Below are 16,775 nucleotides of genomic sequence, written 5' to 3'. Positions count from 1 at the left end.
TATTAGGCTAAACTACCATCTTTTTCTCTCTTTTCATATTTTTTGTCCACAGAGCCTAGAATATAACGCATCCATTATTATATCCCTGCTTGTCTTTATTGTAATATTGGGAGGAATAAAGCGCATTGCTTTCGTTTCAACGAGCTTAGCACCAATTATGATAGTGCTATATGTTTGTATGTGTATATATTTAATTTATGTAAATGGAAGTAATTTGCTGAATGCTTTATCTATAATATTTCAAGACATCTTTAATAAATCAGCTATAGGAAGCGGAGTATTGAGCGGATTAATAGCAGGAGTAAGGAGATCAGTGTTTGCTAACGAAGCAGGTACCGGAACAGCAGCTATAGCACATTCAACTGTAAAAGAAGAAGATCCAATTAAAGTTGGGTGCGTTGCAATGATTGCACCACTTATAGACACAATATTAATCTCATTTTTGACTGGTATCGTGATAATTATCACTGGTATGCACAGTACTGATAACGTGGGTGATATTACACTAATTAGTTCGGTATTTTCAACAGCTTTGCCCTTGTTTAGCAAGTTAGTTTTTCCGCTAATGATGTTTTCCTTTGCATTTTCCACAATAATAGCTTATTGTTACTACTGTGAAGTTGCTTTGCTGTACTTATTTGGTAATAAAAAAATACTGATACTGTTCCAAATTCTTATAGTGGTTTCAGTGTATATCAGTTGTATGTCAAAGAATATAGAATTTATATCTTATCTAGGTGACAGTTTGTTTATGTGCCTTATGATTCCAAATGCTGTTGCAATATATCTACTAAGAAGGGAAGTTTTGAATACAATAGATTCTTATTACAATTCTAAAGGGTATTAACATGATTTATAGATTGCTTTGTATGGTGTTATTTTGCCTATTGTTTAATGATGTGTACGCTGCTTCAGGTTTTTACGAAAGTTATGATGCTGTGTTGAACGGAATAAATAATTTCATGAATGAAGTACTGTTTTTCAAGATCCTTTACGTGCCATTTATAATCCTTCTACTAGTTTTTGGTTATGTGTTTCTAACATTACGTTTTGGATTTCTCAACATAAGAATGTTTAAGCATGCATTTGCTATTTTATGTGGAAAATATGACACGAATCACCATGATGGTCATATTACGCATTTTCAGGCATTTATGACTGCACTTTCAAGCACAGTAGGCCTTGGAACTGTTGCTGGAGTCGCAATTGCAGTTTCAATGGGAGGGCCAGGAGCGGTGCCTTGGATGATGATTACAGGTTTTTTTGGTATGTCAGCAAAATTTGCTGAGGTAACGTTGGCGTTTAGACATAGAACAGAAGATCAGGACCAATTGTTTAGTGGTCCCTTTCAGTATATAAGGAATGGTCTGGAGGAATTTGGATTTAAAAAACTTGGTATTGTGCTGGCTGCCATGTATGCAGTATTCTTTGTATTATCAGGTCTTGGTGGAAGTGTAGCGTTTCAAACCAACCAAATGGTTTCCATATTATCTGGCTATTCAAGTTGGGTAGATGGTCACTCTTGGTTTCTTTCTTCCATAATCTCTGCGCTGCTTGCTCTAGTGATTATTGGTGGAATTAAAAGGATAGCTAGAGTATCTTCTGCACTAGTGCCTATTATGTCACTTATATATATCTTTAGTTGTATTATTATTATTGCATTTAATATTCATAACCTTGGTTATACGTTGAAAATATTATTTTCCACTATGATAGATTTCAATGCTGTTGGCGGAGGGATGGTAGGAGCATTTGTTGCTGGAATTCAAAGGGCAATCTTTGCCAGCGAAGCGGGTGTTGGTTCTGCTTCAATTACTCATGCAACAACTAAAGATGAAGAACCAGTAAGAACAGGGCTTGTTGCAATGATAGAGCCGTGTTTTGATACAATGCTCATTTGCTGTTTAACTGGAATAACGATAGTAATAACAGGTGCATACCAAACAGGTGTTGGTGAGGGAATATTAATTACTCAAAAGGCATTTGAGACAGTTTCTCCATGGTTTCCTATACTTTTAACCATAGCTGCACCTTTGTTTGCATTTTCTTCGGTAATTTCATTTGTATATTGTTGTGAAATGGGGTGGTTATATTTGTTTGGTGCAAAAAGTATAGTGATATACCGTATAGCGGTAATAATTGTGGCGTTTTTCTCTGGTCTTTCTAAAGATATAATGGCTATTGCCAATATCGGTGGAACTTTGTTCTCTTGTTTAGCTCTCATCAATATGACAGCGCTTATACTGTTTAGCAATCAGATTAACGACGAAGTTCAGTGCTACCTAAAAAGGCTAAGGAATAATAAAATTAATTAAATTTTGGCATATGCGGAGAGGTATAGCTATAATAAGTAAGATTTCCCTACGTCATACCGCGATTTATTCGCGGTATCTCAGCATAGATCCCGCTAACAAGCAGCGGGATGACGAAATTTTGCGATTATTAATCAGTAAATTTTACCTGTGTTAGTTATAGTCCTTACACTATCCTACATACTCGGTTCAATACCGTTTAGCTTAATCATTACAAGAATAAAAGGGATAAACTTAAGAGAAGTAGGTTCAGGAAACATTGGTGCTACAAACGTTGCAAGGACGGGAAATAAATTTCTTGCTGCTTTGGCATTATTTCTGGATTCCTTTAAGGGATTTATTGCCGTTTATATAGCACAACAATTTTGTGATAATAACGATTTTTATATATATGTATCTGCAATTTTAGCAGTTTTAGGACACATGTTTCCTATTTGGCTAAAATTCAGTGGAGGAAAGGGCGTTGCAACCACTCTAGGGATACTGATAGCATTTAACATCGATATTACTTTAGTATTCGTAATAATTTGGATAATAGTCTTTCTTGCCTTTAGATACTCTTCCCTTGCTTCACTCAGTGCTACTTCAACGGCTGTAGCATGGTCCTTTTTTTTTCAGAGGAATTTGTTCTTAACATTACTAATTATAGGAGCACTGGTCTTCCTAAAACACCACAGAAATATTGTGAATCTTCTGCAAGGTAAAGAGTATAAATTTTATAGATAATGTACTGCCAAATTATTGACACTTAAACTACGAGACAAATTGCTTGACGGTATGATTTTTGCTTTTGTTATATTCTCTACTTCTTGAGGTGTTAAAAGACCATCTTCAATGAATTCCTTTTTTGTTTCTCTTATTTTTTCATAAAGTTGAGTAACGTGATCTTTATTTCCTTCATATACACTTTCAATTTCTAACTCTAGCTTATGTGAAGCTCCTTTTTTTAACATTTCATCCATTGCTGCTTTTGTTACTTTTAACCTTTCTTGCAAAATTTTCGTTATTTTTACTGAGTTCTACATATACCCTATAACATCTTTTTTCTCTTGGGAGCATTCTTAACCCATCTAACATGCTAATTATCTGACCTTCAATAGTCTTCTCAGCCTTTAATTTAAATTCTGCTACTTCTTCTTCTATTATCTTATTAGCTATTCTCTTAGCTCCATCCAAAGATGAATCCTTGAGAGAAAAATCTGTCTCGAGTAGATCTCGATTTAATAGCTCTAAGAATACTTTTTTTCCGATGTTTTCGAGTAAACTTTCTTGGTCATCTAAATCATGCTCCTGCAGTTTATTTCTCATGTGCTGAACCAGCTCACAACATTGTAATTTATTTAACTTTATAGAGCTAATATTTTTCATTAACGTCAGCACAATTTGTTCACTATATTGAGAAGTAATACTCAATAATTTTCTCATTAAAGGAATACTTACTTCTGAAATAAAATCACCGACTACCTTCTGATTTTCATCGTCTTCATAACCATTTTGAACGTCATACCAAGCCTTAAAAATTTCTTTATTGTTTTTCTTGTTTTTTAACCTGTCTAACATAAACTCACGTGCTTCATTTTGTGCTTCTGAAAGTAATATTTGCCTTGGAGGAGTAAATCTAATTTCTGGATCAGGATGAATACCCTCTAGCGTGCTTAACATTCTATAGATAATACCGGTGAAGCAAGTGTTAGGAATTCGCTCTTTTCTAGAGAAAGTTTGGCTATCAAGCAAATTTGTAATTAACGCGTCTTTTTTATTTTTTACAGCTTCTCTGTCTCCATCATTGCAGGCTTTCAGAACTAAAAGTAAAATCCGTCCACCTGTAAAGCCGGAGCTATGCTTTTGATCATCTTTGCAAAAGTCATTTAAAAATGCAATTACTCTTCCTTTATCTTCATCACTAAATTGACGATAATTAAGTTCATATAAATCATTTATATATTCAATAAATTGCTTGAATTCCCTATCATTAATAACGTCTTTGGATACTTCTTCACCATACTTATCTTTTAATTTATCAATATTTTAATGATATCATCATTTAACTTATGAGGAAGCAAATGCTCGAGCTTAACATCAAAACTATTAACCATACCACGTAAATTCTCTTTTATACCTTCCAAAAAGAAATTTATAGAAGCTTTAAGCAGCGTAAATGGGTTAAAATCTTTTGGCCTTAGTTCACTCTGCAATAAAATTAATAGCATTGTAAGTGGTATAGTTCCCAGTAACGAAATAAGCAAGAAAGTGGTAGAGAAAGCTAGATATGTTATGAAAGCAGAAAACAAGAGGAAGGCTGCTACCTTGATTGTATTGTTTTTAAAAAATATTTCCCAATATTCCCTTTTGCTCATTTTTTGCTGTTTTACCGTTTTTATTTCTTTGTAGATATAAAGAGTTTTAATTTCAGACCTGAAGAACATAGTACCAAGAGAAAAAAGAACATTAACAGGATTAGTGATAATGCTTAACGAGACAAAAGCTCCAAAGTAGCTAACAAATTTTATCTTACTAGAATCCTTTGAAGGAAATTGTATTTGAGAAATACCTATCATAGCTTACCTTCAACATCATTACACTCTAGTAATAGCATAATAATTTAAAACGTCAATGTTTAAGTATCTTATTATCCGCACACTCATCGTATTCGATCTCGACTGTAGAGTGTGCTATCTCGAACTTATCTAGCAATATTTTTTTTATTTCATATAAAACATTGGTGTGCTGCACATTTTGCTTTATTTTAGCATGCATGGTAATTATAAAATAATTATCAGACAGCGACCATGCATGTATGTGGTGCACATCTATCACTTCAGGTAGCTTAGATACAATTTTACTTTTTATTTCTTCAGTTGATATGCCTTCAGGTGTACCTTCAAGAAGTATATGGCAAGAATTCTTTAGAATTTTGTAGCCACTATTTAAAATTATTACACTAACAAGTACTGACAGAATAGGATCTACTATTTGCCATCCAGTAAGCATAATAATTATGGATGCAAGTATAGCAGCTACAGAACCTAAGATATCTCCTATAACGTGCAGTACAGCACTTTTTATGTTTATATTGCTCTCGCATTTACTATGTAATATAAAAAAGACTATTATGTTAGAGACAAGACCGAGTGTAGCAATTATTAACATTACTTTCCACTCAACATTGACTGGAAAAATAAACCTTTTTATTGACTCAATTATAATGATTACTGCAATGAGGAATAGAGTTAAACCATTAACAAATGCTGCAATTATCTGCAACCGATGATATCCGTATGATCTCTGCAAATCGGATTTCTTAGCTGAAAACCTATGTGCTAACCAGCTTAAAACCAAGGCAAAGAGGTCAGTGAGCATATGCCCTGCATCTGATAATAGAGCAAGCGAATGTGAAATTATTCCACCTACTATTTCCATAAACATTGTTATCGCAACTATTATTATGGAATAGATTAAGCGCTTGGACTGCGCTGCTGAGTGTTTACCGTTATGCACTGCTGTCATATAAAATCTTTTCATAAACAAAAACGTGGGTAACACTGGGTTCGAACCAGCGACCGCTTGCACGTCAAGCAAGTGCTCTACCAACTGAGCTAATTACCCATCGTGGTTTTAGTATAGTGCTTTGGTGGAATGAAAGTCAATAAACCACTTTGCTTTTGTCCTTGTCCAATGTGATTCCGGAATATAGCTGTATAGAATTTCAGCCACATTCTAAATTTTACATATTAAGTTAACTATCTATACTTTATTTATTAAGATATAAATTATATTAATACAGGGATTTACGTTTTTTTTAGGGAAATTACTTTATGCTTGATATTGAAAGATCAGCAAATTAGAGGTTAAAATTATGACAATTAGTCAACAAGTAAATAAAAATATAACTAAAGCAGAATATTTCAACAATAACGGCAAAGGGTTTAATTCGCCACATGTTATAGAAGTTGAAGATTTAAATATTAAAGTAGAGGTTTATTCTCACAATTTAAGAGCAAGTAAAGTTGCTAACATTGAAAGTGAGATAAGAGAAACAGCTACTAATTTTAAAAACGCATTCGAGTTAGAACGCGGCAGTTCAGAACAAACATTTAAAATTTACATGTTTGATGACAAGGATGATTACACTCACCTTGGCGGAAGCGAGCGTTTCGGTTCTTACCTTGGAGACGAAGGTGGTAAATGTTACTACAAAGGGAAAGCTGATGTTTTTGCTGAAATGTACGTCTACCAACAAGGTGGCGTTCATAATCTTCAGCATGAATTTGCACATGGTTTAACTTACTTGGCTACAGGAGGCAAATCTTTACCTACAGTATTAATGGAAGGAATTGCAGATTACTTTGAGCATCATTCAGATCATAAATTCAATTCTCAAGGATCAAGTATCGACAAAACTGAAGCTGCAAATCTGGATTTAGATAAAATTTTAAGTTTAGAATACTCAAAGGACAGCGAAGCAAATAGCCTGGTTTATAAAACAGGTCATGCGTTGATAATGTACTTACAGGAAAAAGATCCTAGTTTATTAAGAGACTACCTAGGCTCTGTGGACAAAAAATATGAAAAGAGAGAAAAAGATGGTAGTTTAGCCTAATAGGTAAAAAATGGAGAAACTACCATATGCAATATTACATCAAAGAGGAAAATTGGAAACAAATTTTAGAGTTCATAAAAAGCGTAAAAGGAATGCACAGCAAAGATGAAAAACGTTTAAGAATATTCATAGAGGCAGTGTGGTACATAGTGCGAAGTGGTTGCCAATGGAGACTTTTACCAAAAACTTATGGTAATTACAGGAGTATACATAAGCGATTTAAAAGATGGTGTGAAAGAGATGTCTGGAAAAAATTGCTTGAATATACTAAACAAGAGCCTGATTTAGAAGTTGCTATAATCGACGGTACGATCATCCGAGCCCATCCATGTTCATCTGGATATACAAAAAACTCCAAGGATCAAGAAGCTTTAGGGAGGAGCAAAGGTGGCTTTACAACTAAAATACATGCGCTTGTCGATGCACTTGGAAATCCACTTAAATTTACTCTGACTCCTGGTCAAAGAAATGAAATTACGCAGGCACAAGTGTTGACCGAAAGTATCTATAACTCTACTGTAGTAGCTGACAAGGGCTACGATAGCAATGCCTTTGTTACAAGTCTTGAAGACAAGGGATGTACAGTAGTTATTCCGCCAAAACGGAATCGAAAAGTGCAAAGGTATTACGATGAGCATATCTACAAAGAACGTCATTTGATTGAGTGTTTTTTTGGTAAAATTAAAAATTTTAGGCGCATTTTTTCCAGATTTGATAAAACTGCTGAGGTTTTTATTGGTTTTCTCAATTTTGTTGGAGCTCTTGTATGGCTTCTCTAAAATTTTGTCCACAGAGCCTAGAAGATGCGGGGAAAATCAGAAAAGGTCAGGAAGTTGTATTAAATAACTTGCGTAATTTAAAGAATCATGATATTTGTTGTACGGTGGTGGGTAGTGTACCTATTGCAATCTGCAGTTTTATTTATGGTTGTGTGAAACCTATTCGTGTTTTTAATATTTAAAATGAGGTTTAGATGTCGATAACATCCGAAAAGAAAAAGAGTTTGATAAATATATATGCAATTAAAGAAGATGATACAGGCTCATCTTTTGTACAATGTGCAATTTTGACCGAGAGGATCAGTAACTTAACTGAGCATTTTAAAGTGCACAAGCATGACCATCACTCTAAGCGTGGTTTACTTATATTGATAGGTAGAAGACGCAAGCACTTAAATTATATAAAGCGTAAATTTGGTAATGAAGCCTATCAGGAATTAATAGAGAAGTTAGGCATTAGAAAATAATCGAGGAATTTAATATGTTTAAAATTATAAAAAAATCTATAGAGTGGGGTGGTCGTGCCTTATCTTTAGAAACAGGAAAAATAGCACGCCAAGCTCATGGTTCAGTAGTTGTAAATTACGGTGATACTTCTGTTTTAGTAACTGTTGTACATAAAAAGAAGGAAGAAAGCGTTGATTTCCTACCTTTAAATGTGCAGTTTATCGCAAAAAGCTATGCCATGGGTAAGATCCCTGGCGGGTTTTTTAAAAGAGAAGGCAAGCCATCTGATAGAGAAACTTTAATCTCAAGAGTAATAGATAGAAGTATAAGACCACTATTCCCAGAAGGATTTCATGATGAAATTAGTGTGGTGTGCAATCTATTAACTTATGATACAGTCAATCCTCCTGAAGTGCCAGCATTGATTGGTGCTGTTGCAGCTCTTGCAATTTCTGGTGTTCCCTTTCACTTTACTATAGCTGGAGTGATGGTTGGTTGTGATGAAAATAATAACTATATACTCAACCCTTCTGTTCAAGAGATGAAAGCAAGCAGCTTGGATCTGTTTTTGTCTGGTGATGAAAATTCAATTTTAATGGTTGAATCAGAAGTGAAAGAGCTCTCTGAAGAAAATGTTTTTAATGCAATAAAATTTGGCCATGAACACCTTAAGCCTGTCATTAAGCTCATAAAAGAGTTTGCTGATACAATTGGCAATAAACCTGAGAGCTTTGCCCCTATTGATGCATCAGATATAACACAAGAGCTCGAAAAATACGGTAAAGATTTTGAAAAAGCATATTTGCAAACAGTAAAACGAGAGCGAGTTCAAGCTCTAGAAGCGATCAGAGAGAATATATTGAATACTCTTAAAGAAACTGGAAAAGACGAAAAGTTAATTACGTGTGCAGTAAAAAACTTTGAAAGATCTTTAGTACGTGAAATAATTAGGAAGAAAAGTGTAAGGATAGACGGTCGTAAGCATGATGAGATACGTCAGATAGAAGTTGAAGTTGATATTCTGTCCAAAACTCACGGTTCTGCACTATTTACAAGAGGCAATACTCAGGCACTGGTTGTTACTGCTCTTGGCACCACTCAAGATGAGCAAATTGTGGATGATATTGAAGGGGATAGACGTGAGCATTTCATGTTGCATTATAACTTTCCCTCATTTGCTGTTGGAGAAACTTCTGCTGCGCGTGCACCAGGAAGAAGAGAAATCGGTCATGGCAAACTTGCTTGGAAAGCAATTCATCCTGTTTTACCCGATAAGTCTGAATTTCCTTATACAATAAGAGTAGTGTCCGAAATTTTGGAGTCTGATGGTTCTTCTTCTATGGCAACAGTTTGTGGGACTTCTCTTGCTTTAATGGATACGGGTGTGCCAATAAAGGCCCCTGTTGCTGGAATTGCTATGGGTCTCATCAAAGATAAAGACGAGTATGTAATACTTTCCGATATACTTGGTGATGAAGATTATCTTGGTGATATGGACTTTAAAGTAGCAGGAACTAGTGAAGGGGTTACGGCGCTACAAATGGACATGAAAATTTCTGGTATAAGCTTTGAAATTGTTGAAAAATCTTTAGAACAGGCAAAAGCTGGAAGATTACATATTTTAGAAAAAATGAATGCAGTGATTTCAGAACACAGTGATGATGTCAAAGACCATGCACCAAGGATGTTATCATTTTACATAGATAAAGACAAAATTTCTGCTGCTATAGGTTCTAAGGGGAAAAATATACGCAGTGTGTGTGAAAGAAGTAATGCAAAAATTGAAATAGGAGATGATGGTAAAGTTTCTGTTTTTGCTACGAGTGGCACTGAAGCTGAAATTGCAAAGAGTATGATGATTGATTCAATAACAGAACTAGAACAAGGTTCTATAGTTGATGTCAAGGTTGTAAGAATAGAGAAGTCTATTGTAGAGCTTGAATTTCTTAATGGCAGAAAAGGAAAAATGCACATAAGTGAAGTAGCTAATGAACATATAGATTCTATAGAGAGCGTACTTAAACAAGATGATACTTTCAAAGCACTAGTAATTGACTTCGAAAAAGGTGGGTGTCCAAAGTTGTCAAGACGTCGGGTTGATCAAGAGACGGGAGAGTTTTTTGAAGGTGAGCTTTACAACGAGGAAAGGAAAGATGGTCCAAATGACAGGGATAATTATTACAATAATTCATTTAGTAGAAAACCTGGAGGAAGTCACCATAAGAGGCCTCCTCGTCCTCGTTCTGGTTTCAGCAACAGAAATAGGCCGAAATTTGGTAATAATGATTCATCATCAGGTTTTTATTAAGAGTAAACTTCTTGCGTTACCTCTCGTCATTCCAGTGTTAAGCACTGGAATGACACCCTTTCTGGTGAAGGTTGTTCTCAAATCACAATGTTAGTACAATTGTGGTGTTAGCTATAGCTAACCCAAGGTATCCGTTCAGCGGAGTGGTAGAATAAGGTAGACAAAGTGATCTAAAAAGATAATCATAGAGCAAAAGTGAGGTAATGTGGTAAACCTTTTAGAACTTTGCAAAAATTTACAGCAAAAAATAGAAAAACTGAAAGCAGAGATAGAAAACTTAAAAGCAGAAAATAAAGCTTTAAAGATAGAGAACGCTGAATTAAAGGAAAGGCTTGGTTTAAACTCGAAAAATTCATCTCTACCGAGCTCTAAAGAATTGTACAAAACAAAAAAGGACAAGCCAAAAAGCGAAAGGAATGTTGGCGATCAGGTTGGGCATAAAGGAAATTTTCATGCCACAATGGAAGCGGATAAAGTAGTAAAAATAGAGTTGCCTAATATTTGCGAATGCGGAGGAGAGCTTGTAATATGCGAAAAACCTTATGTGCACCAAAAAGTTGATCTTCCGGAAATTAGGCCTTATGTAGTAATTGGAACATGGTCGTTGTCGGAGATGCAGAAAAAGAAAAAGTAGCAAGTTACCAGAAGGTGTTACGCCAGATACATTTGGTCCAAGGGTTAAGTCTATAATTGCAGCACTCAGCGGATTTTACAAAAACTCAAAGCGTGAAGTGGCTAGGCTCTGTGGACAAAAAATATGAAAAGAGAGAAAAAGATGGTAGTTTAGCCTAATAGGTAAAAAATGGAGAAACTACCATATGCAATATTACATCAAAGAGGAAAATTGGAAACAAATTTTAGAGTTCATAAAAAGCGTAAAAGGAATGCACAGCAAAGATGAAAAACGTTTAAGAATATTCATAGAGGCAGTGTGGTACATAGTGCGAAGTGGTTGCCAATGGAGACTTTTACCAAAAACTTATGGTAATTACAGGAGTATACATAAGCGATTTAAAAGATGGTGTGAAAGAGATGTCTGGAAAAAATTGCTTGAATATACTAAACAAGAGCCTGATTTAGAAGTTGCTATAATCGACGGTACGATCATCCGAGCCCATCCATGTTCATCTGGATATACAAAAAACTCCAAGGATCAAGAAGCTTTAGGGAGGAGCAAAGGTGGCTTTACAACTAAAATACATGCGCTTGTCGATGCACTTGGAAATCCACTTAAATTTACTCTGACTCCTGGTCAAAGAAATGAAATTACGCAGGCACAAGTGTTGACCGAAAGTATCTATAACTCTACTGTAGTAGCTGACAAGGGCTACGATAGCAATGCCTTTGTTACAAGTCTTGAAGACAAGGGATGTACAGTAGTTATTCCGCCAAAACGGAATCGAAAAGTGCAAAGGTATTACGATGAGCATATCTACAAAGAACGTCATTTGATTGAGTGTTTTTTTGGTAAAATTAAAAATTTTAGGCGCATTTTTTCCAGATTTGATAAAACTGCTGAGGTTTTTATTGGTTTTCTCAATTTTGTTGGAGCTCTTGTATGGCTTCTCTAAAATTTTGTCCACAGAGCCTAGCTTGTGATAGAAAATTATCAATTTCAGGTAACATTATTTCATAAGACCTGCTGCGAATCAAGCGATAAAAAAAAGGAAAGGAGGGTGAATAAAATCAAGGTTAACTAAAAGGCGTGCTTAAGATTTACAATACCAGCAATAATATTGAACCTCAAGTTATATTTTTTCTGAAAATTGCGATAAACATTCGACATAATCTTAAATATCTTTATCTCTCGGATCTTATTTTCTACTCTCATTCTAAATGATGCTAACCTTCTATTATGCTCTTTCTGCTCTGGAGTTAATGGCTTTTTACGATACTTTTTATATGGAATTATAACATTGCTTTGCAATTTTTGCCAACCTTGATATCCAGAATCAGCATGTTTTATGCTATCAAGTGGTAAATATTTTTCTTGTTTCCTTATGCGAAAATCACTAATTCTACCACGGTATGACTTTGACACTGATAAAATTCTTCCTCCTTCTTCGATAATAATCTCAGTTTTCATAGTGTTGGTTCTTTTTTTTCCTGAATATGATTTCTTCCGTTTTTTACTATCTTCTGGCCTCTGTATTTGCTGTTCTGTAACATCAGCCAAAATCTTCAGTATTTTTTCTGGCGTCATACTTCTATCTTTTGTTATAGTCACTTTTTTGGCGAGTAATGGCTCTATTCTCTTAAGTAACCTACATACATTTGCGTTGTACACATTGAATAGGCATCCTAAAAATCTATGTGTTATGTAAGTGCGATAGTACAAAATTACGCAAAACAACTTATCTTCCAGAGTTGGTAGTTTTGATCTTCTACCATGACACTTTTTCTGTTTTTCAAGTTTTTTCCATCCAGACCTCACTTTTTCTACTACTTTTTCGAACTCCTCTATACTTAAACCTGTTATATTACGAAAGTTTCTTGGGTGTTTTTTCATATTATAGTAACTAAAGCTCATTTTTTTTCCTTACTTGATCTGCTTATTCTTCTTCTACCCCTCTCACATCATTTTTTCAATCACCTTTTGCAGCAGGTCTATAGTTTTTTCCTTCTTCTTTAATACTTACAGTTGAATTAGTACTTGTTTGTGTTTCTTCTTTAGCATTACCTTCTTGTTTTTCTTTCTGTTGTGTACCAGTATCTTCCCCTGGATTTCCTTCATTACTTTCCGGTGATTTACCACCTAGGCTCTGTGGACAAAAAATATGAAAAGAGAGAAAAAGATGGTAGTTTAGCCTAATAGGTAAAAAATGGAGAAACTACCATATGCAATATTACATCAAAGAGGAAAATTGGAAACAAATTTTAGAGTTCATAAAAAGCGTAAAAGGAATGCACAGCAAAGATGAAAAACGTTTAAGAATATTCATAGAGGCAGTGTGGTACATAGTGCGAAGTGGTTGCCAATGGAGACTTTTATCAAAAACTTATGGTAATTACAGGAGTATACATAAGCGATTTAAAAGATGGTGTGAAAGAGATGTCTGGAAAAAATTGCTTGAATATACTAAACAAGAGCCTGATTTAGAAGTTGCTATAATCGACGGTACGATCATCCGAGCCCATCCATGTTCATCTGGATATACAAAAAACTCCAAGGATCAAGAAGCTTTAGGGAGGAGCAAAGGTGGCTTTACAACTAAAATACATGCGCTTGTCGATGCACTTGGAAATCCACTTAAATTTACTCTGACTCCTGGTCAAAGAAATGAAATTACGCAGGCACAAGTGTTGACCGAAAGTATCTATAACTCTACTGTAGTAGCTGACAAGGGCTACGATAGCAATGCCTTTGTTACAAGTCTTGAAGACAAGGGATGTACAGTAGTTATTCCGCCAAAACGGAATCGAAAAGTGTAAAGGTATTACGATGAGCATATCTACAAAGAACGTCATTTGATTGAGTGTTTTTTTGGTAAAATTAAAAATTTTAGGCGCATTTTTTCCAGATTTGATAAAACTGCTGAGGTTTTTATTGGTTTTCTCAATTTTGTTGGAGCTCTTGTATGGCTTCTCTAAAATTTTGTCCACAGAGCCTAATAAACCACCCTTTATTCCTAAATCCTTTGCTATTTTTGTAATTGTTTGACCTGCCTTTCTTTGTTCATTTGCCAGTTTAACAGCTTCCAATTTGAATTCTGCCGTATATTCTCTTGCCATTTCTAATCCTCCAAAATTTTATTTTACCCGAAAAAACTCTTTTCTTTCTCTCCACTTTTTCTGGGTAAGGTCACTATTTCTTAAGTAATTTACACTTCAGAGTTTATCTGCTTTAAAGTTTACTCTATTCTGTTTCAGCATTTGTCATAAATCCTTAATTATTTCTGACTTTTTAGTTCAGTTTTTAACCATTCTTTCCTTAACTTAATGGCAGTGACAATAAGCCTATCTATCATTCTGATGTGATTTCAGTTTTTTTTACATGCAAACTTTCTAATCCCACCTTGTAGTTAGGGTAAATTAGAGAGACATTAAGATCTTTTTTAATTTTAACATTACTTACTTTTTTTGATCCTAAATAAAAACTCTGTGCATAATCTGGTAAGGAAGAAACCTCAATTGGCTCTGGAGGGCTAACATTGAGAAGTTTGGTTGCATACATTACCACTTCAGATTGTGTAGTGGGTAAATCGTCTGCACAATTGTATATTTCACCAGGTTTTATGTTTTGCATGGAAGAAAATAGAATATTCGATATATCTTCAACGTGAATACGAGAAAAAAAATGCCCTTCCTTTTTCACATTTCTTGCTTTGCCAAGCTGCAAGTCAATTAACACGTTCCTATTAGGGCCGTATATTCCAGCTAAGCGAAAAATATGTACAGGCAATCTGCTATTTAGCCACTTCTTTTCAGATTTAAGGCGCTTTTCTCCTCTGATTTCTATAGGTTGTGTTTCAGATTCCTCATTCACCCAATTACCAGAGTGATCACCATAGACGCTAGTTGCAGACAAATAACCGAACCATTTGACATTTTGCAGGCAATCACTGTATCTCTCCACAACATCATCGCCATCTGGAGGAATAGAAATTAAAACGTGCGTTGCGCTTTTAAGCAGATCTTGACTAACTTTCTCATAATTAAAGAGGATTACATTTTGTATATTTTTACTTCTTGATGTGCCACTGACTTTCCAACCTAAGTTCAGTAATTTTTTCGATAAAAATTTAGCTACATATCCATAACCAAAGCAAAACAAGTGCATGAAAATTAATTTTTAAAGTTCTTCTTGATAAATTCTACTCCTAATTTTATCCCCTCTTCATTAATAATATGCCCTAATCCATGAATTGGGTGCCCTTCAACATTTATTCCATTTTCTTTCAAAGCTTTAACCGCTAAGTCGAGAGACGAAAAAGGTACCACGTCGTCAGCATCACCATGGATAACACATATGTTAGGTTTTGATTTGATCTCTGGTGCAGCTTTTGAAGGTGAAAGAAACCTACCAGAGTATGCAACAACTGATGCACAGGATTGAGAGCGGGTAAGAGCTGTATGTATTGCAAGCATTGCTCCTTGAGAAAATCCAACTAAAGAAAGTTGCGTATCTTTTAAATTAAGCTCCTTTAATTTTGTATCAATGAAATGATTTACAATTGATGTAGCATTTTTTACTCCATTATATAGCGCCTCCTCACTACGATCTTCCAAGCTGAACCACTGATAACCGTCACCTATTTCTCTCTTAAACGGAGCATTGGGTGCTACAAAACATGAACCCAGTAAAAACTTGCTCATAACTTTAGCAAGGTGAACAAAATTATCACCACTTGAGCCCCAACCATGTAAAAAAATAATCAAATTTTTCTTATTTCCATCTGCACAAATTTCTGGGCCGTTAAGTTTAATCATCTCTTTTCCTTTTGCATTTATATCTTTATTTAACACTAATTTTCAAATTTGTAAAACCAATTTGAAAAACGACAAATTCGTCATTCCGCTACTCGTTAGCGGCTGAGATACCGCGCACAACTGTACGAACGTTGCAATGTGACACGATGTTGCATAATAAATGATGTCATTCCAGTGCGTGACACTGGAATCCAGCTTTTGATCGAAAATGTTGCATAGTGCACAATCAATTTTTCTAGATCCAAGTAGTCAAGGCACTGGGATGACATCATAGGGGTGCTGGGATGACACCTCTGAGCACTGCCGTCATAAAGGAACCAGTGTCAGCTACTTTCATGATATCAATAATTGACCTCGACTTACCGTCCAACTAGAAAGTTGTACATAAAATGACAGAAGAGACTCGCGTTAGATATTATTTATTTACTTTCGATCTTTTCTATCAATTTTTTAACTAAACCTCTTAGCCTCTTACTGGATTCATCAAGCTCTTGAATTTGCGAGCTGCGCTCTTTCATCAGTTCCTTATAGTTACCTTTTATGTAGTCAATCATTTCCTTCATCTGAGCAATCATCTTGTTGATATCCATACCACCCAAATCAGGTATCATGTTAGGCATAGCGCCTTCTAACATACTGCCAGCCATAAGCTGCTGAGATATTTGCATAAATGGTTTTAAAGTCTGATTAAGCAATTCAGGATCCTTGGCTAATTTTTCTATTTGCTCTTTGCAAGTATCCATATACTGCTTCATAAATTCATCTTCTTGCACTTTACCTGTCATAATTACACCTACTTGAAAATATCGATTTTCTATTATATATTGTTTTTAAATTAAAAACAATACAAAATACTCATCACAATTGCATTAATACTCTTTAAACAATAAAAAATGCTC

Annotated in this window: 15 protein-coding genes, 1 tRNA gene and 3 pseudogenes; 12 read left to right on the top strand and 7 right to left on the bottom strand. The window is 34.9% G+C overall.

What is annotated here, in order from left to right:
• Positions 1 to 58 precede the first annotated feature (58 nt).
• The 3 genes and pseudogenes from OPR60_RS06375 to plsY all read left to right on the top strand — a co-directional run.
• Positions 59 to 847: pseudogene (locus tag OPR60_RS06375) on the top strand (alanine:cation symporter family protein); the annotation flags it as partial.
• 1 nt (position 848) lies between these two features.
• The gene (locus OPR60_RS06370) at positions 849 to 2,315 is read left to right on the top strand and encodes an alanine/glycine:cation symporter family protein (protein WP_065094997.1); all 1,467 of its coding nucleotides are present in this window, start codon (positions 849 to 851) and stop codon (positions 2,313 to 2,315) included.
• Between the two features lie 147 nt (positions 2,316 to 2,462).
• The gene (plsY, locus tag OPR60_RS06365) at positions 2,463 to 3,038 is read left to right on the top strand and encodes a glycerol-3-phosphate 1-O-acyltransferase PlsY (RefSeq protein ID WP_182367509.1); all 576 of its coding nucleotides are present in this window, start codon (positions 2,463 to 2,465) and stop codon (positions 3,036 to 3,038) included.
• On the opposite strand, the pseudogene OPR60_RS07065 reads toward plsY, so the two are convergent.
• From OPR60_RS07065 to OPR60_RS06340, 3 genes and pseudogenes are all read right to left on the bottom strand, one after another.
• Positions 3,029 to 4,870, bottom strand: a pseudogene (locus OPR60_RS07065) (hypothetical protein). The gene plsY and the pseudogene OPR60_RS07065 overlap by 10 nt on opposite strands.
• Positions 4,871 to 4,922: 52 nt before the next feature.
• Positions 4,923 to 5,819, bottom strand: a complete 897-nt coding sequence (locus tag OPR60_RS06345; RefSeq protein ID WP_065094995.1) for a cation diffusion facilitator family transporter — start codon at positions 5,817 to 5,819, stop codon at positions 4,923 to 4,925.
• A 26-nt stretch (positions 5,820 to 5,845) separates the two neighbouring features.
• Positions 5,846 to 5,918: transfer RNA gene (locus tag OPR60_RS06340), tRNA-Val, on the bottom strand.
• A gap of 250 nt (positions 5,919 to 6,168) precedes the next feature.
• On the opposite strand from OPR60_RS06340, the gene OPR60_RS06335 reads away from it, so the two are divergent.
• From OPR60_RS06335 to OPR60_RS06305, 7 genes and pseudogenes are all read left to right on the top strand, one after another.
• Complete coding sequence (locus OPR60_RS06335) at positions 6,169 to 6,912, top strand: collagenase (protein WP_265040278.1); 744 nt, start codon at positions 6,169 to 6,171, stop codon at positions 6,910 to 6,912.
• Positions 6,913 to 6,938: 26 nt separating this feature from the next.
• Positions 6,939 to 7,691 carry an IS5 family transposase gene (locus OPR60_RS06330; RefSeq protein WP_265039632.1) on the top strand — a complete coding sequence of 251 codons (753 nt, stop codon included), beginning with the start codon at positions 6,939 to 6,941 and terminating at the stop codon, positions 7,689 to 7,691.
• Positions 7,679 to 7,873: a hypothetical protein gene (locus tag OPR60_RS06325; protein WP_265040277.1), complete on the top strand. Its 195-nt coding sequence runs from the start codon at positions 7,679 to 7,681 to the stop codon at positions 7,871 to 7,873. The genes OPR60_RS06330 and OPR60_RS06325 overlap by 13 nt, the downstream gene beginning before the upstream one ends.
• A gap of 12 nt (positions 7,874 to 7,885) precedes the next feature.
• Complete coding sequence (gene rpsO / locus OPR60_RS06320) at positions 7,886 to 8,158, top strand: 30S ribosomal protein S15 (protein ID WP_006279944.1); 273 nt, start codon at positions 7,886 to 7,888, stop codon at positions 8,156 to 8,158.
• 14 nt (positions 8,159 to 8,172) lie between these two features.
• Complete coding sequence (gene pnp / locus OPR60_RS06315; RefSeq protein WP_265040276.1) at positions 8,173 to 10,446, top strand: polyribonucleotide nucleotidyltransferase; 2,274 nt, start codon at positions 8,173 to 8,175, stop codon at positions 10,444 to 10,446.
• Positions 10,447 to 10,651: 205 nt separating this feature from the next.
• Positions 10,652 to 11,183: pseudogene (locus OPR60_RS06310) on the top strand (DUF6444 domain-containing protein); the annotation flags it as partial.
• 81 nt (positions 11,184 to 11,264) lie between these two features.
• The gene (locus OPR60_RS06305) at positions 11,265 to 12,017 is read left to right on the top strand and encodes an IS5 family transposase (protein ID WP_265039632.1); all 753 of its coding nucleotides are present in this window, start codon (positions 11,265 to 11,267) and stop codon (positions 12,015 to 12,017) included.
• A gap of 125 nt (positions 12,018 to 12,142) precedes the next feature.
• Here the strand turns inward: OPR60_RS06305 and OPR60_RS06300 are convergent, their stop codons facing one another.
• Positions 12,143 to 12,955: a transposase family protein gene (locus OPR60_RS06300; RefSeq protein WP_406829725.1), complete on the bottom strand. Its 813-nt coding sequence runs from the start codon at positions 12,953 to 12,955 to the stop codon at positions 12,143 to 12,145.
• A 329-nt stretch (positions 12,956 to 13,284) separates the two neighbouring features.
• Between OPR60_RS06300 and OPR60_RS06295 the strand changes: the two genes are divergently transcribed.
• Positions 13,285 to 13,878, top strand: coding sequence for an IS5 family transposase (locus tag OPR60_RS06295; protein WP_406829801.1), 594 nt, complete (start codon positions 13,285 to 13,287; stop codon positions 13,876 to 13,878).
• Positions 13,879 to 13,914: 36 nt separating this feature from the next.
• Entirely contained in the window at positions 13,915 to 14,037 is a 123-nt protein-coding gene (locus OPR60_RS06940; protein WP_406829580.1) for a hypothetical protein, read from the top strand.
• Between the two features lie 373 nt (positions 14,038 to 14,410).
• Here OPR60_RS06940 and OPR60_RS06290 read toward each other — a convergent pair whose 3' ends face one another.
• The 3 genes from OPR60_RS06290 to OPR60_RS06280 all read right to left on the bottom strand — a co-directional run bounded on the left by OPR60_RS06290 (position 14,411) and on the right by OPR60_RS06280 (position 16,661).
• Positions 14,411 to 15,226 (bottom strand): SDR family oxidoreductase, encoded by an 816-nt coding sequence (locus tag OPR60_RS06290; protein ID WP_065094788.1) that lies wholly within the window; start codon positions 15,224 to 15,226, stop codon positions 14,411 to 14,413.
• A 5-nt stretch (positions 15,227 to 15,231) separates the two neighbouring features.
• Complete coding sequence (locus OPR60_RS06285) at positions 15,232 to 15,876, bottom strand: alpha/beta hydrolase (RefSeq protein ID WP_065094789.1); 645 nt, start codon at positions 15,874 to 15,876, stop codon at positions 15,232 to 15,234.
• A 419-nt stretch (positions 15,877 to 16,295) separates the two neighbouring features.
• Positions 16,296 to 16,661 (bottom strand): hypothetical protein, encoded by a 366-nt coding sequence (locus OPR60_RS06280; protein ID WP_065094787.1) that lies wholly within the window; start codon positions 16,659 to 16,661, stop codon positions 16,296 to 16,298.
• Between the last annotated feature and the right edge of the window lie 114 nt (positions 16,662 to 16,775).

Origin of the sequence: Wolbachia endosymbiont (group A) of Trypoxylon clavicerum, from assembly GCF_947251665.1 — a bacterium.
Lineage (GTDB): Bacteria > Pseudomonadota > Alphaproteobacteria > Rickettsiales > Anaplasmataceae > Wolbachia > Wolbachia pipientis.
Note: the sequence above shows the minus strand (reverse complement) of the source record. Positions and strands in the feature narration are given on the sequence as shown.